Below are 22,121 nucleotides of genomic sequence, written 5' to 3'. Positions count from 1 at the left end.
GTGCGCGAGTCTAGTGCTCACCCCCGACAGGAACCGTCATGCAGCTCTCATCCAGCCAAGAGCGAACGCAGCAGGAAGCGGTTGCGCACCCGGATGAGGTGGCGCAGGTACGGGACCAAGAGCACGGGTTCGGCGAGGGCGCCGGCGAACGGCGAGGCGAGCTGAATCCGGTCGATCATGCGCGTCCCGCCGCCCGCCGGGACGAAGAGGTGCTCGTGGCGGAAGGAGCCGAAGGGCCCCTTGAGCTGCTGGTCGACGAAGCGCAGGGGCTCCTCGAGCTCGCTGATGACCGAGGTCATCGTGAACGGCACCCCGAAGTGCCACGCCCGCCACGTGACGCTCTCCCCCAGCCCGATCGTCCCGCTCGTCACGCCGGCGATGGCCCGCTCGCGCGAGAAGCGCATGGAACCCAGGTGCGCGTCGATGCTCAGCGAGGCATCGAACACGGCCCGCACGGGAACGGGCAGGTGCGTGACGAGCTCGAAGCCGCGCACGACGCCTACCGCCCCGCGAGCGCGGCCCGGACGAGCCCTAGCACGGCGTCGTCCTCCATGCCCGCCTCGTGCGCCAGCTGGGCCAGCCGCTCGACGGCGCCCAGCACCTTGGCGGGGACGCTCGCCCCGCGCCCGGTCACCACCGTGCCGTTGCGCCCGCGCGTCTGCACGAGCCCTGCTTCCTCGAGCTCCTTGTAGACCTTGGCCGCCGTGTTGGCGGCGAGGCCGAGCTGGGCAGCGAGGGCGCGCACGCTGGGCAGCTTCTCCCCCACGGCGATCTCACCGGAGGCGATGCCCGCAGCGATGGCCCGGCGCACCTGCCGATACGGCGGCTCGCCGTCCTCGCTGGGGCTGAAGTCCTCGAGGATGCTCACGGGGGGCTCCTTCGTGTCGGTGGGTTTACCGTGGGGGCATGAGTTCCCCCGTGGAGATCTTCTCCGATGATGCCCTGACCGTGCACGCCCTGTCCGTCTCGGAGATGGACAACCGCTGCTACCTGATCAGCGATCGGGCCAGCGGCGCGCAGGTCCTCATCGATGCGGCCGACGACGCCCCCGCCCTGCGCGAGCTCCTCGCGGGGGCCACGTGCGAGGCCGGCGAGCTGCTGATCGTGACGACCCACGCGCATTGGGATCACACCCGCGCCCTCCCCGCCTTCAGCGGGGCGCGCCTCGCCGCCGGGGCCGACGACGTCGCCGCGATCGAGTCCCAGCGCGGCGTCCGCATCGGCGAGGCCGTGGGTCACGGCGACACGCTCGCCTCCGGCCCGCTGCGCCTCGAGGTGATCGGCCTGCGCGGGCACACGCCCGGCTCTATCGCCCTGGTCCTGCGCCGCCCGGAGGCCACCCTGCTCTTCACGGGCGACAGCCTCTTCCCGGGCGGCGTCGGCAACACCGACCACGATCCCGAGCGTTTCGCCTCCCTGCTCGGGGACGTCGAGGACCGCCTCTTCGACGCCTTCGGGGACGACGCCCGCGTGCTGCCCGGCCACGGCGAGGGCACCACGCTGGGCGCCGAGCGCCCGCAGCTCGGGGCCTGGCGCGCGCGGGGCTGGTAGCCTCCGCCCGCGGCCGGGAGGGGCCCACGAAGGCGCCGCCGCGCCGTCGTGCGTTCGGCGCGCGGGGCCCCTGCCCAGCCCCGGCGGACCCGGCCGCTCAGGCCGGGGGCCGCCTGGCGACCACGAAGATCCGGCGGAACGGGAGCGCCGTGAGCGCCGAGCCGTCCGGCGCGGCCGAGGCCGGGTAGGCGGAGCGCAGCTCGGATCCGTACTCCGCCTCGAAGGCGGCTGCCTCGCCCGCGTCGAGCGCGTCGAGGACCGGGCGCAGGCCCGTTCCCCTGACCCACTCGAGCACCGGGTCGGTGCCGGGCAGCCACTGCACGTAGGTGGTCTCCCACGCGTCCACCTCCCAGCCGGCGTCCACGAAGCCCTGGGCGTACGCGGCCGGGGTGTCGACGCTCTCGCCGCCCCTCAACACCCCGGCGAGGCGCTCGCGCCAGTGGGGGCGCCCCGCAACCTCCCGCATGAGGGTGTGGCTCGGCGCTCCGAAGTTGCCTGGCACTTGGAAGGCGAGCCAGGCGCCCGGCTTGAGTTCGCCCCGCCACCTGGCCAGCAGCTCACGGTGGTCGGGGAGCCACTGCAACATGGCGTTGGACACCACGACGTCGGCCTGGCTCAGGTCGACGGCGCGCGCGTCCTCGACGGCGAAGTGCAGGCGCTCCGTCTCGAGGGCCTTGGCCCGCTCGATCATCTCGGCCGAGGAGTCGAGCCCCAGGATCTCCGCTCCCGGCCAGCGCCGCGCGAGCGTGGCCGTCGCCGTGCCCGGGCCGCAGCCGAGGTCCACGACGTTTGACACGTCGTCGGCGCCAACCCGCGCCACGAGCTCGTGGAAGGGTCGCTCGCGGTGATCGGCGAAGCGCACGTATTGATTCGGATCCCATCGCATGGGCCTCACGTTAGGCCGGCACCGCGGCCGGCGAAACCCCGGGCGGCCGTGGTGGCTCCAGCGCCGGGGCCGCGCCGCGCCGCGTAGGCTGGTGCCCATCATGAACCTTGCCGATCGCGTGCCCACCGTCACCTCCGCCCAGCTTCCCGAGGCGGCCTACGAGGCGTTCACCGACTGGGTGAGCGACCGCGGGCTGAGCCTCTACCCCGCCCAGCACGAGGCCGTCATGGAGCTCGTGGAGGGCAACAACGTCATCCTCGCGACGCCCACGGGCTCGGGGAAGTCGATGGTCGCCGTCGCCGCCCACTTCGTGGCGCTCGCACGGGGCCAGCGCAGCTACTACACGGCGCCCATCAAGGCGCTCGCGAGCGAGAAGTTCTTCGACCTCATCGCGATCTTCGGCGCGACGAACGTGGGCATGGTGACGGGCGATTCGGCCGTCAACCCCGACGCCCCGATCATCTGCTGCACGGCGGAGATCGTCGCGAACCTGGCCCTGCGCCACGGCGAGGACGCCGATGTGGGCGCCGTGATCATGGACGAGTTCCACTTCTACGCCGATCCGCAGCGCGGCTGGGCCTGGCAGGTCCCGCTCATCACGCTCCCGCAGGCGCAGTTCCTGTTGCTCTCGGCGACGCTCGGCCCCACGGAGTTCTTCGAGGAGGACCTGGCGCGCCGCACGGGGCGCAAGACCGTCACGGTCTCCGGCGCCGAGCGGCCCATCCCGCTGTACCACCACTACGGCGTCGAGCCCGTCCAGGAGACCCTCGAGGAGCTCGTGCAGACGCACCGGGCCCCCGTCTACGTGGTTCACTTCAGCCAGCTCGAGGCGATCGAGCGCGCCCAGTCGCTGCTTTCCGTGAACCTGTGCACGCGCGAGGAGAAGGACCGGATCGGCGAGCTGATCGGCGGCTTCCGCTTCTCGGCCGGCTTCGGCAAGGTCCTGAACAAGCTGGTCCGCCAGGGCATCGGCGTGCACCACGCCGGCATGCTCCCCAAGTACCGCCGCCTCGTGGAGCAGCTGGCCCAGTCCGGCCTGCTCAAGGTCATCTGCGGCACCGACACCCTGGGCGTGGGCATCAACGTGCCGATCCGCACGGTGCTCATCACGGCCCTGTCCAAGTTCGACGGCGACCGCACGCGACACCTCGGGGCGCGCGAGTTCCACCAGATCGCTGGCCGCGCGGGCCGGGCGGGCTACGACACCGCGGGCGACGTCGTGGTGCAGGCCCCGGAGCACGACATCGAGAACGCCAAGGCCATGGCCAAGGCGCGCGGCAAGTTCGGCGACGATGCGAAGAAGCTGCGCCAGGTCAAGAAGAAGCAGGCACCGCAGGGCTTTGTCTCCTGGACGGAGAAGACGTTCGAGCGCCTCGTCAACGCCGCGCCCGAGCCGCTGAACAGCTCCTTCAAGGTCACCAACTCGATGATCCTGAACCTGCTGGCCCGCGAGGACGACTCCTTCCGCGCGGCCCGGACGCTCCTGACCGAGAACCACGAGCCGCCCGTGCGCCAGCGCGAGCACCTCCTGCGCGCCCTCGGCATCGTCCGCGAGCTCCTCGCCACGGGCGTCGTCGAGCGCACGGCGGAACCGGACCGCTACGGCAACCACCTGCGCCTCACGGTCACCCTGCAGGAGAACTTCGCGCTGAACCAGCCGCTCTCCGGCTTCGCCATCGCGGCCCTCGAGATGTTCTCCCCCGAGGAGCCCTCGCACGCGCTCGACGTGCTCTCCGTCATTGAGGCCACGCTCGAGAGCCCGCGCCAGGTCATCGGCGCGCAGATCAAGAAGGCCAAGGGCGAGGCCATCGGCGCCATGAAGGCCGAGGGCGTCGAGTACAACGAGCGCATGGCCCGCCTCGACCTCATCACGGAGCCCCGCCCGCTCGAGGAGCAGCTCCAGGCCGCGTTCGAGCAGTACCGACAGGGTGCAGCGTGGCTCTCCGACCAGGAGCTCAAGCCCAAGTCCGTGGTGCGGGACATGTTCGAACGCGCCATGGATTTTGGCGACTACGTTCAGTACTACCAGCTGGCCCGCTCCGAGGGCGTGCTCCTGCGCTACCTCACCGACGCCTACAAGGCGCTGCGCCAGACCATCCCCCAGGAGGACCGCACCGACGCCCTCCAGGACATCGTGGTGTGGCTCGGCGAGATCATCGAGCAGACCGACTCCTCCCTGCTGGACGAGTGGGAGGCGCTCGCGGCGGGCAAGGCCCCGGAGGATGCCGCCGAGGAGATCGCCAAGGCCCCAAGCCGCCTCACGGACCACGAGCGCGCCTTCAAGGTCATGGTCCGCAATCAGCTCTTCCGCCGCGTCAAGCTCTTCGGCGCCGAGGACGACCGGGCGCTGGGCGCCCTGGACGGCGAGGCCGGCTTCGACGCGGACGCCTGGGCCGATCTGCTTGACGACTACTTCGCCGAGCACGAGGATCTCGACGACGGCCCGGGTGGCCGGTCGCCGGCGCTCGTCACGATCACCCCGGGCAAGGGTGCCGACGGGCAGCGCGTGTGGCGCTGCCGCCAGGCCTTCGCGGACCCCGAGGGGGACCACGATTGGGGCTTCGACGCCGAGGTCGACCTCGACGCCTCCGACGAGGCGGGCGAGGCAGTGATACGCGTCACGCGGATCGGCCGCCTAGACGGCTGATCCGCGCGGCGGGGGCTCAGGCGAGTCGATAGACTGGCGTCATGTCGTCTTTCTCTCGCATGACCCCCGTCCGCCGCGCGGCCCTGCTGGCCGCACCCCTGGCCGTCGCCGCGGTGGCCCTGAGCGCCTGTAACCCCGTTCACGTGAACGAGATCGTCTCCCCGACGCCGTCGGGCTCGGCGCTCGCCACCCCGTACACCCCGCACGAGTCGGAGGCCACCTCCGAGTCGGCCGCCCCGGTGGATGCCTCCACCTTCTTCTCCTCGACGTCCGTCGCCAAGTACTCCGTCGCCTCGGTGACGGTGGACGGCGCCACGGTGGAGCCCGGCGTGTTCAAGGCCGTCTCCATCTTCGGCAACGCCGAGGACGGCTCCGCCACGTTGACCACGATCGGCCTGTGCGACGGCTCCGTCTACGCGCTCTCCGGCAAAGGCGCCACCGTGACCTCCACGGCCGGCGAGGCCTGGAGCACCGCCAAGTGCGGCGACGCCGAGGGCGAGGCCGTGGCGAGCAAGGTGCACTCGATCCTCGAGGGCAAGCTCACGGCCAGCGCCGAGGGCGACGAGATCACCCTCAAGGGCGCCAAGGGCTCCCTGGTCCTGACCGCGGCTCACTGACGCCCATGATTGCGCGCCCCGCCACGCTCACGTCCCGTACCCCGGAGACCACGTGGCGGGGCGCCGTCGCGTCCTCGCTGCGTTTCTCCGTTCCGCTGCGCCACGGGGACGACTCCCCCGAGGGCCTCGAGCTCTTCGCCCGCGCCGTGCGGGCCGACGCCCCCGGCAGCGAGGAGCTCCCCTGGTTGCTCTTCCTGCAGGGTGGACCGGGCTTCCCCGCCCTGCGCCCAACGGGCGGTGCCTCGGGCTGGCTCGGCGAGCTACTCCCCCGCTTCCAGGTCTTGTTGCTTGACCAGCGCGGCACGGGCGGCTCGAGCGCCGTCGAGGCCGCCACGCTTGGGGCGCTCGGCACACCCGAGGCGCAGGCCGAGTACCTCTCCCACTTCCGCGCCACCGATATCGTGGCCGACGCCGAGGCCGTGCGTCAGGCGCTCTCGATCGAGCGCTGGAGCACCCTCGGCCAGTCCTACGGCGGCTTCGTCACGCTGAGCTACCTCTCGCTCGCTCCCGCGTCGCTCGAGCGCTGCCTCATCACGGGCGGCCTGGGCGAGATCCGCGGCGACGCGGCGGCCGTCTACCGCGCCACCTACGCGCGCATGGCCGAGCGCGAGGCGGAGTTCTTCTCCTGGTTCCCCGAGGACGAGGCGCGCTTGCAGCGCGTGTACGACGTCGTGCGGGAACGCCGGGCGGCCGGCTCACCCCAGCACCTGGTCGACGGAAGCGAGGTCACCGAGACCACGGTGCAGCGCCTCGGCATGTTGCTGGGCGGCAACGGCCGCGTGCAGGGGCTGCACTTTGCGCTCGAGACCGCCGTCGTCGAGGCGCCCGAAGGTGCGCGCCTCAGCGCCGGCTTCCTCGGTGTCTTACAGGGGCAGCTGGACCACGCTGGCCACCCGTTGTATTGGCTGCTCCAGGAGAGCATCTACTCGAGCGGCGCCCCCACGGCCTGGGCTGCCTCGCGCGTGCGCGCGGCGGACTTCCCCGAGTTCCTCCCGAATGCCCCGCGCCCGCGCCTGCTCGGTGAGATGGCGCTGCCCTCGGACTACGAGGAATCGGTGGCGCTGCGCCCGCTCGCGCCGCTGGCCTGGCTGCTCGCGGAGCACGAGGGCTGGCCAGCCCTCTACCGCCCCGAAGTGCTCGCCGAGAACACCGTGCCCGTGGCCGCCGCCGTCTACACGCATGACGTCTACGTGGATCGCGAGCTCTCGCTGGCCACCGCCGCGGCCGTCCGGGGCCTGCGGGTGTGGGAGTCGGATCAGCTGCACCACGACGGGCTGGCCGACGAGCCGGGGACGGTGCTCGGCGCGTTGCTCGAGCTCACCGACGCGGCGGCCGCCGCTCAACGCTGACACCACAGCATCGCGGGGTGAGCCGCCTGCGCCCTTGCGCAGGGGGCTCACCCCGTTGTTGTGCCCGGCCGGGCCGGCTCAGCGGCGGGGCATGCGCGCGAGGATCAGCGCCGTCATGACGACCGCCACCGCAAGGCTCGCTGCGTTGAGTCCCTGGTCGCCGAGGAACTGCAGGAGCGCGCCGGAGCCGAGCCCGGCGAGCACGCCGCCCGCGCTCATGGCCGAGTCGGTCAGGCCCTGGGCCGCCACCCGGTGTTCGCTCGGCACGCGGTCGGAGACTACAGCGGAACCCGTGATCGAAGAGAACGACCACGCCAGCCCCAGGACAAAGAGCGCCACGGAGACGAGCGGGTGGTTCTGCGGCGCGAGGATGCACACGATCGCCGAGGCGGCAAAGAGCGCCTGCGCCGCGAGCAGGGCGGGGCGGTGGCCCCAGCGGTCGACGCACCACCCCACGAGCGGGCTCAGCGCGTACATGCCACCGATGTGGCCGGAGAGAGTCAGCCCGATGAGCGCCAGGACATCCGGGCTCGGGTCACCGGTGCCATGGTAGACGTGCTGCAGGTGGATGGTGGTCATGGACATCACCGCGACCATGCAGGCGTGGCCGGCGGCGACGGCCGCGACGCCCACGCCGGCGCCCGGTGCCCCGCGCAACGCGGCGAGGCCCTGCTTGAGCGAGGGCTTGTGCCCCGGCGCCGCTCCCACGCCGGGGGCGAGCGGGTCCGGCCGCAAACCAACCCAGATCATGAGGGAGGCGAACGTCAGCCCCACCGCGGAGAAAAGGAAGGCCCCGGCATCGGTCGGCAGGCCGAACGCGGCGGCGACGCGGGCCCCGGGACCGGCGAAGCTGGGGCCTAGCACGGCGCCGATCGTCAGCGCCCACACCACGAGCGACAGGTCCCGGGCGCGGCGACCCGGGGCCGAACCATCGGTCGCGGCGAAGCGCGCCTGCAGGTTCGTGGCGCTGCCGACGCCCAGACCGGCGGCGGAGAGCAGCAGGAGCGGGTAGCTGCCCAGCCCGGCGGCGGCGATCATGCCGATCGCGCCAGCGGCGCCGATGAGGTAACCTGTGTCGAGCGCCGGGCGGCGCCCGGCCGCCATGGCTGCGCGTGCCAGCGGGAGCGCGGCCAGCATGCCACCGAGCGAGATGGCGACGGCGACCGTGCCGCCGAGAGACTCACTTCCGCCCAGCTTGGCGGCCAGCAGCGCGCCGAGGGCCAAGCCGGCGCCGTTGCCGAGGCCCGAGAGGACCTGTGCCGAGGCCAGCACCGCGAGGTGACGGCGGTGCTCGCGGACCTGCTGAGGGGACGGGGGCGCGGCGGCTTCTGCGGTACTCACCCGACCACCCTACCGACGCTCGCGGCCCACCCGGGTCAGGCACCGTCGTCGTGCTCCCCTCCGCCCTCCCCGCGCCGAGCCGGCCGCCCTCCGGCGCCCCACCTGCCGCCGCTACCTGACGCCCCACCGGGCGTCGCTTCGGCCGCGCGCGGCGCCGCAACGCGGCGGGCCCCGCCTCCCGTCCAGGGGAGGCGGGGCCCGCCGAGGTGATCACGCGTCCGCGCGGATCGCCGGATCGCCGCGCGGCTCAGTGACCGGAGCTGGTGCGCGGCTCGGGGTCGTCGTGGCCCGACTCGTCGGCCACGGAGTCCATCTCGGCGCGCAGCAGCGATTGCTGCGTGGCCTCCTCCTCGGCCTGCTTCGCCTTGTGCTCCGCCGCGGCCGCCTTGCCGGCCGGCGAGAGGAGCGAGGCAACGATTGCCACGACGAGCGTGCCCACGATGACGAAGAGCGAGAGGTTGGTGTCGATGTGCGGCACCGGGACCGGCTGGCCGCCGTTGATGAACGGCAGATCGTTCTTCTCGAGGGCGTGCAGGACCAGCTTGACGCCAATGAAGGCCAGGATGACCGCGATGCCGTGCTTGAGGTACACGAGGCGATCCATGAGGCCGCCCAGCAGGAAGTAGAGCTGGCGCAGGCCCATGAGGGCAAAGATGTTCGCCGTGAACACGATGAACGGGCTCTGAGTGATGCCGAAGATCGCCGGGATCGAGTCGATGGCGAACATCAGGTCGGTCATGCCGAGGGCGATGAACACCGCGATCATGGGGGTCCACATGCGCTTGCCGTTGATGGTGGTGCGCAACTTGTTGCCGTCGAAGTGGGGCGCCACGTTCATGCGGGCCGTGAGCTTCTTGACGAGGCCGGGCTCGTCCTCTTCCTCGTCCTCGCCGGAGGTGGCCTCGCGGATCTGCTTGTAGGCGGTGAAGAGCAGGAACGCGCCGAAGATGTAGAAGACCCAGGCGAAGTTCTCGATGATGGCGGCGCCCACGAGGATGAAGATGCCGCGCAGGACGAGGGCGATGATGATGCCCACCATCAGGACCTCTTGCTGGTACTTCCTCGGCACGGCGAAGTTCGCCATGATGATGATGAAGACGAAGAGGTTATCGACCGAAAGCGAATACTCGGTGACCCAGCCGGTGAGGAACTGGAGCGCATCGACGTCGCTCACGAAGACCCACATGAGCCCGAAGAAGATCAGGGCGAGGGAGACGTAGAACGCGACCCACAGGCTTGCCTCCTTCATGGAGGGGATGTGGGGGCGCTTGACCACATAGAGCAGGTCAAAGAGCAGCACCGCGATCAGGACAACAAAGGACCCGATCTCGAACCACAAGGGGATGGGCGTTGTCTGCGATGCATGGCCGGTAGCTTCGCCGGCCGCCATCAAGATGGAAGCGGAGTGAATCACTGTCCGCCTTTCAGTGCGTTGTGAAACCCCTGTCCTTGCGGGAGGGGTATGAACCATTCCCGCAAGTCTCTCCGCCACGCCCCGAAGCCTCACAGAGGATCGGGGGCGACCGCTGCGACCGGCTCGGGGCGCCCGTACTTCTTCGGACCCACCGTGCGTGTTGACGATCTGCAGCGCTATCGGATACTCCCCTACGCTGGCGACAAGCTTACCGCAGAAGATGTTTCAGCGGCGTGAACTTTGACGCGAGCCTTGCCAAAGCTCCCCTACTCGGCCGCCTTCATGGCGCGCAGCTCCTTCTTGAGGTCCGCCACCTCGTCTCGCAGGCGCGCCGCGAGCTCGAACTGGAGATCGCCCGCCGCCTGGTGCATCTGCTCCGTGAGCTGGGCGATGAGGCCGATCAGGTCCTCGCTCGGGGCGGCGACGAGGCCGTCCTTGCGCAGGGCGTCCTCCGCCTTGGCGGCGCCGGCCGCGCCGGCCGCGCCGGTGATGCCGCGCTTGCCCTTGCCGTAATCGAAGCGCCCGAGCAGCTCCGCGGTGTCCGCGTCCTCGCGGGCCAGCTGGTCCGTGATGTCGGCGATCTTTTTGCGCAGCGGTTGCGGCTCGATACCGTGCTCGCGGTTGTACGCCTCCTGGATCTCGCGGCGACGCTCCGTCTCCTCCAGCGCGCGCTTCATGGAGTCGGTGATCCGGTCGGCGTACATGTGCACCTCGCCGGAGACGTTACGGGCCGCGCGGCCGATCGTCTGGATGAGCGAGGTGGTGGAGCGCAGGAAGCCCTCCTTGTCCGCGTCGAGGATCGCCACGAGGGAGACCTCGGGAAGATCGAGTCCCTCGCGCAGGAGGTTGATGCCCACGAGAACGTCGAAGACACCTTGGCGCAGCTCGGAGAGCAGCTCGACGCGGCGCAGGGTGTCGACGTCGGAGTGCAGGTACTGCACCTTGACGCCGTTCTCCGCGAGGTAGTCGGTGAGATCCTCGGCCATGCGCTTGGTCAGCGTCGTCACCAAGACGCGCTCGTTCTTGGCGATACGCTCGTTGATCTCGCCCAGCAGATCGTCGATCTGGCCCTTGGTCGGCTTGACGATGACCTGCGGGTCAACGAGGCCCGTGGGGCGGATGATCTGCTCCACCACGCCGTCCGCCTGGCCCAGCTCGTAGTTGCCGGGGGTGGCCGAGAGGAACACGGTCTGCCCGATGCGCTCGAGGAACTCGTCCCACTTCAGCGGGCGGTTGTCCATGGCGCTGGGCAGGCGGAAGCCGTGTTCCACGAGGGTGCGCTTGCGCGACATGTCCCCCTCGTACATGGCGCCGATCTGCGGGACCGTCACGTGGGACTCGTCGATGATCAGGAGGAAGTCGTCGGGGAAGTAGTCGAGGAGGCAGTGCGGGGCGCTGCCCGGGCCGCGGCCGTCGATGTGCCGCGAGTAGTTCTCGATGCCGTTCGTGAAGCCCATCTGGGCCATCATTTCAAGGTCATACGTGGTGCGCATGCGCAGGCGCTGGGCCTCGACGAGCTTGTGCTGCCCCTCGAGTTCCTCGAGCCGTTCAGCCAGCTCGGCCTCGATGGTGCCGATGGCCTTCTGCATGCGCTCGTGGCCGGCCACGTAGTGCGAGGCCGGGAAGATGTACATCTCCGTCTCCTCGCGCACGACCTCGCCCGTGAGCGGGTTGAGCGTCTGGATCGCCTCGATCTCGTCGCCAAAGAACTCCACGCGCACGGCGAGTTCCTCGTACATGGGGATGATCTCCACGGTGTCGCCCCGCACGCGGAAGGTGCCGCGGTGGAAGTCGATGTCGTTGCGCGCGTACTGCATGTCAACAAAGCGGCGCAGGAGCTTGTCCCGGTCCAGCTCCTCCCCCACCTTGAGGGTCACCATCTGCTCTATGTACTCCTCCGGCGTGCCCAGGCCGTAGATGCAGGAGACGGTGGCGACCACGATGACGTCGCGGCGCGTGAGAAGGGCGTTCGTGGCGGAGTGGCGCAGGCGCTCGACCTCCTCATTCACCGAGGAGTCCTTCTCGATGAAGGTGTCCGTCTGCGGGACGTAGGCCTCGGGCTGGTAGTAGTCGTAGTACGAGACGAAGTACTCGACGGCGTTGTTCGGCAGCAGCTCACGGAACTCGTTGGCCAGCTGGGCCGCGAGCGTCTTGTTCTGCACCATGACGAGCGTGGGCCGTTGGACGGCCTCGACGAGCCAGGCGGCCGTGGCCGACTTGCCGGTGCCGGTGGCGCCCATGAGGACGACGTCCTTCTCGCCTGCGTTGATGCGGGCCGTGAGCTCGGCGATGGCCGTGGGCTGATCGCCGGCGGGCTGGTACTCCGAGATGACCTCGAAGGGGGCCACCACGCGTTCGATCTTCTGTGCCAGGGACATACACCCAGCCTACGGCCCTCCCCTGACGCCTTGCTTGGCTTTCAGCCGACAGCGGGACGGCACGACGGCGCGCGGCCGGGTCGGGGCAGTCACCTAGCCCTCGCGGGAGGCCAGGAGGCGCCCCCAGAGGGCCCGCACCTGGGCCTCGAGCTCGGGCAGGCCGGCGTCATTGATGATGAGCTGCGTCGCCACGGCGGCGCGTTCCTCGTCGCTGGCCTGGGCCTGGATCCGCCCGAGCGCCTGCTCGCGGCTCATGCCGCGGTCACGCTCCATGCGAGAGAGCCGGACCTCGAGGGGTGCCTGGACCACGATCACCTCGTCGAAGGACGGTGCCTGACCGGTCTCCACGAGCAGCGGGATGTCCTCGACGACGAGCTGCTCGGCCGGCGCGGCGGCCAGGCGGGCGGCCGCCTCGGCCCGCACGAGGGGGTGGATCAGGCCGTTGAGGCGTTCCCTGGCCTGGTCATCGGCGAAGACGAGCGCGCCGAGGGCCGCGCGATCGAGCTGGCCCTCCGGCGTGAGCATGGCCGGCCCGAAGGCCTCGACGATGGCGGCGAGCCCCGCGCCGCCGGGTTCCTGCAGCTCGCGCACGATCCGGTCGGCGTCGATGATGAGGGCGCCGCGCTCGGCGAGTAGCGAGGCGACGGTTGACTTGCCGGAGGCGATGCCGCCCGTGAGGCCGATGCGGGGGCGCTGAGAGCTCATGGCCTCATTCTGCCGCACCGCCTCGGGCCGCTCTCGCCGATGCCGCCCGCTGCGCTCGCGTGTCAGTGGAGGAAGGCATAGGGCCCGGCCATGAGCCGGGACACGAAGGCCACGGCGAGCATGCCCCACACGGCCGACCACGCAAGTGCGCGGTGCCAGCGCACGCTCCACGGGCGACCGCGGAGCAGCCAGACCGCGAGCCAGACCAGCCCTCCGAGGACCGGCCCCACGAACGGGGAGACGGGAAGGAGGAGGATCCCCCAGCCGTTGACGTCGGAGCAGGCCGCGCCGGAGTCAGCGCACCCGATGCCGGACAGGATCACCATGAAGGTGCCGCCCCAGTGAAGGAAGGCAGCAAGGACGCTGCCCCAGATCCACAGCAGGCGAGGCGAGAGCGGAAAGACCTCCGCTTCAACCCCCGGATCCGGTGGCGGCGGCAGGGCGGCCGGGACGAGCGACGGCGGCGGCGGTAGGGGTTGGGGCGGTGGCGGCCCGGGGAACCACCGCTCGGGCGTGGGTTCGGGTTCCTGCGTCATGACCCCAGCCTGCTCCCCCCACACACCGCCGTGGGCCGCCGCAGTGAGGCCCTGTGGAGGGAACTAAACTGTGAGGGTGACGCCCTTCCCTGCACCCCCCGGCCCCGAGGTGCGTGCCCTGCGCTTCACGTGCATTCTTGCGCCCATCGAGCACACGCTGGAGATCCAGCGCTCCGTGTTCCTGACGCGCCTGGTCCCCGTCACCTCCGAGGAGGCGGCCCGCGACGTCATCGAGTCCCAGCGCCGGGCCCACCACGACGCGAGGCATCATTGCAGCGCGTTCGTGCTCGGCGCCGACCGCGAGACCCAGCGCTCCAGCGACGACGGCGAGCCGTCCGGAACCGCGGGCGTCCCCATGATGCAGGCCCTCCTCCAGCGCGAGACGATCGACGGTCGGCGCGACCTCAGCGACGTCGTTGCCGTGACCACGCGCTGGTTCGGCGGCATCCTGCTCGGCGCCGGCGGCCTCGTCCGCGCCTACTCCGATTCCGTCTCCCAGGCGGTCTCGGCCGCGACGCTGCGCCCCTTCGAACGGGTCCGCGAGCTCGTTGTGGTCCTGCCCATGTCTGAGGCCGGCCGCGGGGAGAACGTCCTGCGCCACCTCGAGCACCCGGTGCTTGGCACCGACTACAGGAGCACCTCCGTGGAGGTGACCCTGGGCGTCGAGGACACCGAGTCCGCCCTTGATGCCGCCCGTCAGCGCGTCGAGGCGGCGCTGCAGGGTGCCGCCAGCTTCCGCCTGGGAGAGGCCGCGTGGTCGGCATGAGCGAGGCCTTCCCCCTTCCCCTCGAGGCCCTGCGCCGCCGGCCCGACGTGGAGGACCCCACACTGCAGGCCTACGACGCGACCGACCTCCTGCTCGTGGAGCGGTCCCTCGAGGAGATCGCCGCCGCCGAACTGAGCGGCACGGACGTGCTCATCCTGGGTGAGCGGCACGGCGCGATCACCTTGGGGCTCGCCGCCTCCGGCCTGCGCGGCATGAGCGTCTACCAGGATCGGCTGGCCCACGAGCGCGCGCTCGAGGCCAACGCCGCCGAGCTCGGCCTGGGCGGCAGTTACCGGCAGCTCTCCGACGTCGCGGAGGCCGCGGCCTCCGCGCGGCTCGTGCTCTGGCAGCTTCCGCGCCAGGTGGGCGCCGTGCGCCGCACCGTCGCCGAGCTCGCCGGCGTCCCGAGCGGAGCCCTCCTGGTGGCCGGCGGCCGCGTCAAGCACCTCAGCGTCGGCATGAACGCGCCGCTCGCCGAGGGCTTCGGCGCGGTCGAGCCGCAGCTCGCGCAGCGCAAGTCGCGCCTCCTCCTGGCCCGCCGGAATCCAGAGCTCGTCCTCGCCCCGGCCCCCGAGGATCGTGCAGCCGTCTCGGTCGGCGGTCGCCGCCTCGAGCTGCGCGGCGCGGCGGAGGCCTTCGGCGGTGCGGCCCTCGACCCGGGAACCAAGCTCCTGCTGGAAACCCTCGCGGCCCGCGGTGGGATGGAAGCCCTCTCTCCCGCTAGCGTCGTCGATCTCGGTTGCGGCAACGGCACCATCGCCGCCTGGGCGGCCCTGGCCTGGCCGGCCGCCACGGTGGAGGCCACCGATGACTCGCGCGACGCCGTCGCCTCGGCGACCGCCTCGCTCGAGGCGAGCGGCGTCGCCGGCCGCGTCCGTGTCGTGAGGGCCGATGGAGGCGACCACCTCGCGGAGGCGAGCGCCGACGTCGTGCTCCTGAACCCGCCTTTCCACCAGGGCGGCACGGTGCACACGGGCATCGCCACGAAGCTCATGCGCCAGGCGGCGCGGATGCTCCGCCCCGGCGGGACGCTGTTCTGCGTGTGGAACTCGCACCTGCGCTATCGGCCTCGCCTCGAGCGGCTCGTGGGGCCCACGGAACAGCTCGGCCGGGACCGCACCTTCACCGTCACCGCGTCGACCCGGCGCGGCTGAGCCGGGGCCCGACCCCCGAACGCCCGTCAGGCCCGGCGCAGCCGCCCGTCAAGGTCCGGCCAGTCGACCCGCGTGCGCTCCGCGGGCGCGAGCGCCTTCGTCTGCAGCGCCGGCGCCACCACGATGCCCTGCGGCGAGACCTCGAGCAGCGCGAGGCGCGTCGGCGCGCCGTCGAGCAGCCACTCCTCGGCGAGGTGCCGCAGGCCGATCTCCTGCAGCCGCTCCTCCCCCTCGACCCACTCGGTGGGCTCCCCCACGGCGTGGCCGAGCACGGACCGGGGCAGCAGCCGCTCGTAGCCCGCGTCGAGGGGCTCGAGCCAGCCCACCGTTTCGCCGTCCTCGCGCGTGACGCGCACCCATTCCTGCACCGCGGTGCTCCTGTCTTGTTGCTGGGGTAAAACAACGGGGCGGGCCCCTCCCGTGCTGGGAGGAACCCGCCCCGTTAGGCGGTATGAACCGTGCCGGTCAGGCGACCGGCGCCGGATCAGTTGCCGGTCAGCTTCTCGCGCAGAGCGGCGAGGGCCTCATCGGAAGCCAGCGTGCCGTGCTCGGCCTCCTCGGCCACGGGGGCCTCGGAGGAGTACGAGGCCGGGGCCGGAGCGGCGGTGCCGGCGGCGGCATCCTGCTCGGCGGCGGCGGCAACCTGCTTCTTGTGGGCCTCCCAGCGAGCCTGGGCCTCGGCGTACTGAGCCTCCCAGGCGGCGCGCTGGGCCTCGTAGCCCTCGAGCCACTCGTTGGTCTCCGGATCGAAGCCCTCGGGGTACTTGTAGTTGCCCTGCTCGTCGTACTCGGCGGCCATGCCGTACAGAGCCGGATCGAACTCGGTGCCCTCGGGATCGACGCCCTCGTTGGCCTGCTTGAGGGACAGCGAGATGCGGCGACGCTCCAGGTCGATGTCGATGACCTTGACGAAGATCTCCTCGCCCACGGACACAACCTGCTCGGCGAGGTCGATGTGACGCTCGGCCAGCTCGGAAATGTGCACGAGGCCCTCGATGCCGTCCTCGACGCGCACGAACGCGCCGAAGGGAACGAGCTTGGTGACCTTGCCCGGGACAACCTGGCCCAGGGCGTGGGTGCGGGCGAAGGCCTGCCACGGATCTTCCTGGGTGGCCTTCAGCGACAGCGAAACGCGCTCGCGGTCCATGTCGACCTCGAGGACCTCGACGGTGACCTTCTGGCCAACCTCGACAACCTCGGACGGGTGATCGATGTGCTTCCAGGACAGCTCGGAGACGTGCACCAGGCCGTCGACGCCGCCCAGGTCCACGAAGGCACCGAAGTTGACGATGGAGGACACGACGCCCTCGCGGACCTGGCCCTTCTCGAGCTTGTTGAGGAAGTCGGTGCGAACGGCCGACTGGGTCTCCTCGAGCCAGGCACGGCGGGACAGAACCACGTTGTTGCGGTTCTTGTCCAGCTCGATGATCTTGGCTTCGAGCTGCTGGCCGATGTAGGGGGCCAGGTCGCGGACGCGACGCATCTCGACGAGGGAGGCGGGCAGGAAGCCGCGCAGGCCGATGTCGAGGATGAGGCCACCCTTGACGACCTCGATGACGGTGCCGGTGACGACGCCGTCCTCTTCCTTGACCTTCTCGATGTCGCCCCAGGCACGCTCGTACTGAGCGCGCTTCTTGGACAGGATCAGGCGGCCTTCCTTGTCCTCCTTGGTGAGGACGAGGGCCTCGACGGTGTCGCCAACCTCGACGACGTCGGACGGATCCACATCGTGCTTGATGGAGAGCTCGCGAGACGGGATGACACCCTCGGTCTTGTAACCGATGTCCAGCAGGACCTCGTCGTGATCGACCTTGACGACCTGGCCCTCAACGAGGTCACCGTCGTTGAAGTACTTGATCGTGGCGTCGACGGCGGCGAGGAAGTCCTCAGCGCTGCCGATGTCGTTGACGGCAACCTGCGGGATTCCGGTCTTGTCCGGGTTCGTGATCGTCATGTAGAAGGGGCTCCGATACGGATAGGAAATCGGTCGGTCTGCGGTCCGCATGACCGCCACACCGAGTGGTTAGGGGTGGTACTGCGTTCGCGCACGCGAAGGCGCGGACTGTCCTAGTCTACGGTCGCGTGGGCCCTCGGGTCAAAGCCGGAGCGGGCCGTGAGGGATCTCACAGCCCGCTCCGCTCGCCCACCGCGGGAGTCCTAGAACGTGTAGCTATTGCGGGGGGCGCGGCCCGGGGCAAAGAGGGCGTTGAGCCCGGCCAGTTCCGCCGCCTCGGCGTGGGCACGGCCGTAGCGCACGAGCTCGCTCACGCTGACCGTGCCGAGGTAGAGCGACCCCAGAGCCTCGGCGTCGAGCCGCAGCCGCGGGGCGTCCGCTCCCGCACCGCTCACGCCGGGGGCGCACAGCGTCTCCCCCGCGTCGCGGCTCAGGGTGAACTCACCGGCGATCAGGTCGAGGCGATCCTCCACCTCCAGCACCACGGCGCCGTCGGCGCTGAGGCCGCGGGCGTTGAAGGCCTCCACGACGTCCAGGACGCGCACCCAGAGGTGATCGGCCCGGCGCCCGCGGACGACGTCGCGCTGGTTCACGAGCGCCCAGCCCAGGGCGAAGTCGTCCGGTGCCTCGCGCCACACGAGCTCCTCGACGAGGTCCGTAGCGGCCAGGGCCTCCCACAGCGCCAGCTCGGCGAGCTGGTCCGCGGCGCCGAGGTCCACGACCTTGAGGCGCGTGGGCTGCACGTCGAAGCCGGCAAAGCTGCTGAGGGCGTAGCCGCGCACGGCGCCGTCAGGGCCCGTCACGACGAGCGGGCGCACGTCCCGCTCGCCGCCCTTAATCGCCCAGGCGTTGCTGTCTCCGGCGGCGCGGGAGCGGTAGGCGTGCGTGTGCCCGGTCTGGCCAGGCGTCGCGAGCTGGAAGGCCGCGTAGGCGTCCTCGTACAGGGCAGGGAAGGCCTCCCAGGACGGCATGAAGACGCTCAGCTGGGCGGCCTTGAGCGTCTCGGACACGGCCGGGCGCAGCCCCAGCCCGTCGCGCACCTGGATGGTCACCTCGGTCGAGTAGGCGGCGCAGCCGTAACCGTAGCGCCCGTAGATCCCGCCCTCGGAGGCCGTCAGCAGCGAGAGCGGCACGCCGGCGGCCTTGGCCCTGGCCAGCGCCCCGCGCATCATCGTGGAGAGGATGCCGCGGCGGCGGTGCGTGCCGCGGACCGTCACCTCGGTGACCATCTGCGCCGGCAGCGTCACCCCGTCGGCCACGCCCACGGACCCCACGTAGTCGCCGAACGTCGCCACGGGCCGCGCCGCGTGGACGGCGCCCGCCGGCTGCGCGTCGTCGTACACGGCCGTCAGGAGCGTGTTCTCCGCCCGGAAGCGGTCCAGCTGCTTGATCTCCAGCTCCGCGCCGCGCGGGGCGTCGAGGAAGCCGTAGTCGATGGCGCGGACAAACTCCGCCGCCCGCTCGTCGGCGGTGCCGGCGGCGCCCTGGACGGTGAACGACTCGTAGCGCAACGCGCTCATGAACTGACTCCTCGGACTCGGGGGGGTGATGTGCTTTCGGGGCGGAGGGCTCAGTGCGCCGCCGCGTGCCACGTGGTGCCGACGCCCACGTGCACATCGAGCGGAACGGAGAGCTCCATGGCCGATCCCATCTCCTCCTCCACGAGGGCCGTGACCGCCTCGAGCTCGCCCGGGGCGACCTCGAGCACGAGCTCATCGTGGACCTGCAGGAGCAGGCGGGAGGCGAGCTCGGCGCCCTCGAGGCGGGCCTGCACCTTGAGCATGGCGACCTTGATGATGTCGGCCGCCGTGCCCTGGATGGGCGCGTTGAGCGCAGCCCGTTCGGCGGCATCCTTGGCCTGGCGGATGTCCGACTTCAGGTCGGGAAGATTGCGGCGGCGGCCGAGCAGCGTCTCCGTGTAGCCGTCCTTATGCGCCTGCTCCACCACGCCTGAGAGGTAGGTCTTCACGGCCCCGAAGCGCTTGTAGTAGTCGCTCATGAGGGTGCGGGCCTCGTCCACGCCGATGTTGAGCTGCTTCGACAGGCCGAAGGAGCTCAGCCCGTAGGCCAGGCCGTAGCTCATGGCCTTGACCTTGGAACGCATCGCCGAGGTCACGTCCTCCGGCTCCACGCCAAAGACGTGCGACCCGACGAAGCGGTGCAGGTCCTCGCCGTCCTTGAAGGCCTGGATGAGCGCCTCGTCCTGGGCCAGGTGCACCAGGATGCGCATCTCGATCTGCGAGTAGTCGGCGGTCAGGAGGGTCTCGAAGCCCTCGCCCACCGTGAACACCTCGCGGATCCGACGCCCCTCCTCCGAACGCACCGGGATGTTCTGGAGGTTCGGGTTGAGCGAGGACAGGCGTCCCGTCGCCGCGATCGTCTGCGCGTACGTCGTGTGAATGCGACCGTCCTCGGCCACGGCCTTGCGCAGGCCCTCGACCGTCTGCTTGAGCTTGGAGGCATCGCGGTGCGCCATGAGCGCCGCCAGGAAGGGGTGACCCGTCTTCTCCAGGAGCTCCTGCAGGCTCGCGGCGTCGGTGGTGTAGCCGGTCTTGATCTTCTTGGTCTTGGGCAGGTCGAGCTCCTCGAAGAGCACCACCTGCAGCTGCTTGGGCGAGCCGAGGTTGACCTCGTGGCCGATCGCCGCGTAGGCGGCCTCCTTGGCCTGCTCCATCTGCGAGCCGAAATCGGCGATGAGCTCGTCAAGCCGGGCCACGTCGACGGCGATGCCGGCGGCCTCCATGTCCACGAGCACGCGGGAGAGGGGCAGCTCGAGATCGCGCAGCAGCGGAGTCTGGCCGTTCTGCTCCAGCACGGGGGCGAGCACCTCGTGCAGGCGGCGCACCGCATCCGCGCGGCGGGCCGCCGCCTGGCGCGACGCCGTGTGGTCGAGATCCAGCGCCAGCTCGCCCTGGGTGGTGGCCGGGGCCTCCTCCTCGAGGGACTCCTGCAGGTAGATCTGCACGAGATCGGCGAGGTCGTCGCTGCGGCGATCCGGCTGATCGATGTAGGCGGAGATCATGGTGTCGTCCACGATCCCCTCCAGCGTCAGGCCGCGCGCGGCGAAGGCCTTGAGCGCCGCTTTGGCGTCGTGCAGCACCTTCGGGGCTGCGGCGTCGGCCAGGTAGGCCTCGAGGGCAGCCGTGGCGGCGGCATCGAGCTCCGTGGGGTCGACCCACGCCGTGGCCCCCTCGCGCGCCAGTGCGATGGAGGCGACGTCGCCCGGGGCGCCCGGCAGGGCGCCGTCGGGCTGCTCGATCTGCACGGCGAGGGCGTGCACGGCGCCCGCGCCGGCGGCGAACCACTCGCCCAGCGCCGCGGCGTCTGCCAGGAGCTGCACCTCGGGGACCTCGACCTGCTCCACCGGCTCGGCGCTGACGGCAAACACCTCGGCCACGCGCTTGCGGAGGGTCTTGAATTCGAAGCGCGTGAACAGCGCGTCGAGCTCCTGGGCATCCGGCGCCCCCAGTTCCATGTCCTCGAAGCTCACGGGCAGCTCGAGCGTGCGCACGAGGGCGTTGAGCTTGCGGTTGCGCCGCACGTCGTCGGCGTAGGCGCGCAGGTTTTCGCCGGTCTTGCCCTTGATCTCGTCCGCGTGCTCGAGCACCTGCTCGGAGGTGCCGTACAGGTTGATCCACTTCGCGGCGGTCTTGGGGCCCACGCCGGGAACGCCCGGCAGGTTGTCGGCCTTCTCGCCCACGAGCGCGGCGAGGTCGGGGTAGTTGGCCGGCCACACCCCGTACTTCTCCATGACGGCGTCGGCATCCATGGCGGGGATGTCGGAGACACCCTTCTTGGGATAGAGCACCGTGACGTGATCGTCGATGAGCTGGAAGGCGTCGCGGTCGCCGGAGACCACGATCACGTCGAAGCCGGCCGCCTGGCCCTGGGAGGAGACGGAGGCGACGATGTCGTCCGCCTCGTAGCCCTCCATGGAGATGGTGGGGATGTTGAGGGCGTGCATGAGCTGCTCGATCATCTCGATCTGCCCCTTGAACGGCTCGGGCGTCGCGTCGCGGCCGCCCTTGTACTCCTCGTACTCCTCCGAGCGGAAGGTGGGCCCCGAGAGATCGAACGCCACGGCCACGTGCGTGGGTTCGCGCTGCTCGATCATCTTCAGGAGCATGGAGGTGAAGCCGTACACCGCGTTGGTGAACTCGCCCTTGTCCGTGTAGAAGTTCTCGTAATTGAGGGCATAGAAGGCCCTGAAGGCCATGGAGTGGCCATCGAGGACGAGGATGCGGGGGCGGGGAGCGTCCACGGAAGCGGACTTGGCGGCGTCAGTCACAGGTGCAAGCCTAGTGCCCATGAACGACTTGCACCCAGAGCCCGCCCCCTCCACCGCCCGGCCGGACGCCGCTCCCTTTGCCGCTCAGCTGCGGGCCGCCGGCGTGCCGGAGTCCATCTGGCCCATGCTGGCCTCGCACGGCGTGGGCGAGCTCGTGCCCAAGCTCGGCATCGTGTTCACCCGCATGGAGGCCGAGCGCGTGGAGGCCACCATGCCGGTGGCCGGCAACACCCAGGTGGTCGGGCTGTTGCACGGCGGCGCTACGGCCGCCCTGGCGGAGACGCTCGGCTCCTTCGCCGCCGCCCTGCACGCGCAGGGGCGCAAGAACCCCGTGGGCGTCGACCTGAACATCACCCACCACCGCGGAGCCCGCGAGGGGCTCGTGTACGCCGTGTGCACCTCCCTACACCTGGGCCGCACGAGCACGAGCCACCAGATCGCCGTGAGCGACGCGGAGGGCCGGGCCATCGCGACGGCGCGCATCACCAATCAGCTGCTCGAGCCGCGCTAAGGCCGGGCTCCCACGGGGCCGGAG

The 22,121-nt window shown here is 70.8% G+C and carries 19 protein-coding genes; 7 read left to right on the top strand and 12 right to left on the bottom strand.

The window, feature by feature from the left end:
- Nucleotides 1–47: 47 nt before the first annotated feature.
- Complete coding sequence (locus DWB68_RS11255) at nt 48–494, bottom strand: SRPBCC family protein (RefSeq protein WP_119425221.1); 447 nt, start codon at nt 492–494, stop codon at nt 48–50.
- A gap of 5 nt (nt 495–499) precedes the next feature.
- Entirely contained in the window at nt 500–868 is a 369-nt protein-coding gene (locus tag DWB68_RS11250; RefSeq protein ID WP_199700439.1) for a GntR family transcriptional regulator, read from the bottom strand.
- Between the two features lie 38 nt (nt 869–906).
- On the opposite strand from DWB68_RS11250, the gene DWB68_RS11245 reads away from it, so the two are divergent.
- Complete coding sequence (locus DWB68_RS11245; RefSeq protein ID WP_119425220.1) at nt 907–1,551, top strand: MBL fold metallo-hydrolase; 645 nt, start codon at nt 907–909, stop codon at nt 1,549–1,551.
- Nucleotides 1,552–1,648: 97 nt separating this feature from the next.
- Here DWB68_RS11245 and DWB68_RS11240 read toward each other — a convergent pair whose 3' ends face one another.
- Nucleotides 1,649–2,437 carry a trans-aconitate 2-methyltransferase gene (locus DWB68_RS11240; RefSeq protein WP_119425219.1) on the bottom strand — a complete coding sequence of 263 codons (789 nt, stop codon included), beginning with the start codon at nt 2,435–2,437 and terminating at the stop codon, nt 1,649–1,651.
- Nucleotides 2,438–2,537: 100 nt separating this feature from the next.
- Here DWB68_RS11240 and DWB68_RS11235 point away from each other — a divergent pair, with 100 nt between their 5' ends.
- The 3 genes from DWB68_RS11235 to DWB68_RS11225 are packed head-to-tail and all read left to right on the top strand — an operon-like array spanning nt 2,538 to nt 7,050.
- A complete protein-coding gene (locus DWB68_RS11235; RefSeq protein WP_119425218.1) occupies nt 2,538–5,084 on the top strand; it encodes a DEAD/DEAH box helicase in 2,547 nt (848 codons plus the stop codon).
- 41 nt (nt 5,085–5,125) lie between these two features.
- Entirely contained in the window at nt 5,126–5,701 is a 576-nt protein-coding gene (locus DWB68_RS11230) for a hypothetical protein (protein ID WP_147391657.1), read from the top strand.
- 5 nt (nt 5,702–5,706) lie between these two features.
- Entirely contained in the window at nt 5,707–7,050 is a 1,344-nt protein-coding gene (locus tag DWB68_RS11225; RefSeq protein ID WP_119425216.1) for an alpha/beta fold hydrolase, read from the top strand.
- A 78-nt stretch (nt 7,051–7,128) separates the two neighbouring features.
- Here the strand turns inward: DWB68_RS11225 and DWB68_RS11220 are convergent, their stop codons facing one another.
- From DWB68_RS11220 to DWB68_RS11200, 5 genes are all read right to left on the bottom strand, one after another.
- Entirely contained in the window at nt 7,129–8,391 is a 1,263-nt protein-coding gene (locus DWB68_RS11220; RefSeq protein ID WP_119425215.1) for an MFS transporter, read from the bottom strand.
- A 247-nt stretch (nt 8,392–8,638) separates the two neighbouring features.
- Complete coding sequence (locus tag DWB68_RS11215) at nt 8,639–9,781, bottom strand: TerC family protein (RefSeq protein ID WP_119425231.1); 1,143 nt, start codon at nt 9,779–9,781, stop codon at nt 8,639–8,641.
- Between the two features lie 290 nt (nt 9,782–10,071).
- Nucleotides 10,072–12,183, bottom strand: coding sequence for an excinuclease ABC subunit UvrB (gene uvrB / locus DWB68_RS11210; RefSeq protein ID WP_119425214.1), 2,112 nt, complete (start codon nt 12,181–12,183; stop codon nt 10,072–10,074).
- 93 nt (nt 12,184–12,276) lie between these two features.
- Nucleotides 12,277–12,888: a dephospho-CoA kinase gene (gene coaE, locus DWB68_RS11205; protein ID WP_119425213.1), complete on the bottom strand. Its 612-nt coding sequence runs from the start codon at nt 12,886–12,888 to the stop codon at nt 12,277–12,279.
- A 62-nt stretch (nt 12,889–12,950) separates the two neighbouring features.
- Nucleotides 12,951–13,424 carry a hypothetical protein gene (locus DWB68_RS11200; protein WP_119425212.1) on the bottom strand — a complete coding sequence of 158 codons (474 nt, stop codon included), beginning with the start codon at nt 13,422–13,424 and terminating at the stop codon, nt 12,951–12,953.
- 76 nt (nt 13,425–13,500) lie between these two features.
- Here DWB68_RS11200 and DWB68_RS11195 point away from each other — a divergent pair, with 76 nt between their 5' ends.
- Nucleotides 13,501–14,190 carry an IMPACT family protein gene (locus DWB68_RS11195; protein ID WP_233548761.1) on the top strand — a complete coding sequence of 230 codons (690 nt, stop codon included), beginning with the start codon at nt 13,501–13,503 and terminating at the stop codon, nt 14,188–14,190.
- A complete protein-coding gene (locus DWB68_RS11190; RefSeq protein WP_119425229.1) occupies nt 14,187–15,344 on the top strand; it encodes a class I SAM-dependent methyltransferase in 1,158 nt (385 codons plus the stop codon). The genes DWB68_RS11195 and DWB68_RS11190 overlap by 4 nt, the downstream gene beginning before the upstream one ends.
- Before the next feature lie 26 nt (nt 15,345–15,370).
- On the opposite strand, the gene DWB68_RS11185 is transcribed toward DWB68_RS11190, so the two are convergent.
- The 4 genes from DWB68_RS11185 to polA all read right to left on the bottom strand — a co-directional run bounded on the left by DWB68_RS11185 (nt 15,371) and on the right by polA (nt 21,607).
- Nucleotides 15,371–15,712 (bottom strand): hypothetical protein, encoded by a 342-nt coding sequence (locus tag DWB68_RS11185; RefSeq protein ID WP_119425211.1) that lies wholly within the window; start codon nt 15,710–15,712, stop codon nt 15,371–15,373.
- A gap of 116 nt (nt 15,713–15,828) precedes the next feature.
- The gene (gene rpsA, locus DWB68_RS11180) at nt 15,829–17,298 is read right to left on the bottom strand and encodes a 30S ribosomal protein S1 (protein WP_119425210.1); all 1,470 of its coding nucleotides are present in this window, start codon (nt 17,296–17,298) and stop codon (nt 15,829–15,831) included.
- 203 nt (nt 17,299–17,501) lie between these two features.
- Nucleotides 17,502–18,818, bottom strand: a complete 1,317-nt coding sequence (locus tag DWB68_RS11175) for a GNAT family N-acetyltransferase (protein ID WP_119425209.1) — start codon at nt 18,816–18,818, stop codon at nt 17,502–17,504.
- Between the two features lie 50 nt (nt 18,819–18,868).
- Complete coding sequence (polA, locus tag DWB68_RS11170; protein WP_119425208.1) at nt 18,869–21,607, bottom strand: DNA polymerase I; 2,739 nt, start codon at nt 21,605–21,607, stop codon at nt 18,869–18,871.
- Between polA and DWB68_RS11165 the strand changes: the two genes are divergently transcribed.
- A complete protein-coding gene (locus DWB68_RS11165) occupies nt 21,606–22,097 on the top strand; it encodes a hotdog fold thioesterase (protein WP_119425207.1) in 492 nt (163 codons plus the stop codon). The two genes, polA and DWB68_RS11165, sit on opposite strands and share 2 nt — an antisense overlap.
- The last annotated feature ends 24 nt before the right edge of the window (nt 22,098–22,121 follow it).

Origin of the sequence: Galactobacter valiniphilus, from assembly GCF_003575975.1 — a bacterium.
Classification (GTDB): Bacteria; Actinomycetota; Actinomycetes; order Actinomycetales; family Micrococcaceae; genus Galactobacter; species Galactobacter valiniphilus.
The sequence above is the reverse complement of the archived record's forward strand: the minus strand, read 5'-3'. Positions and strand labels throughout refer to the sequence as shown.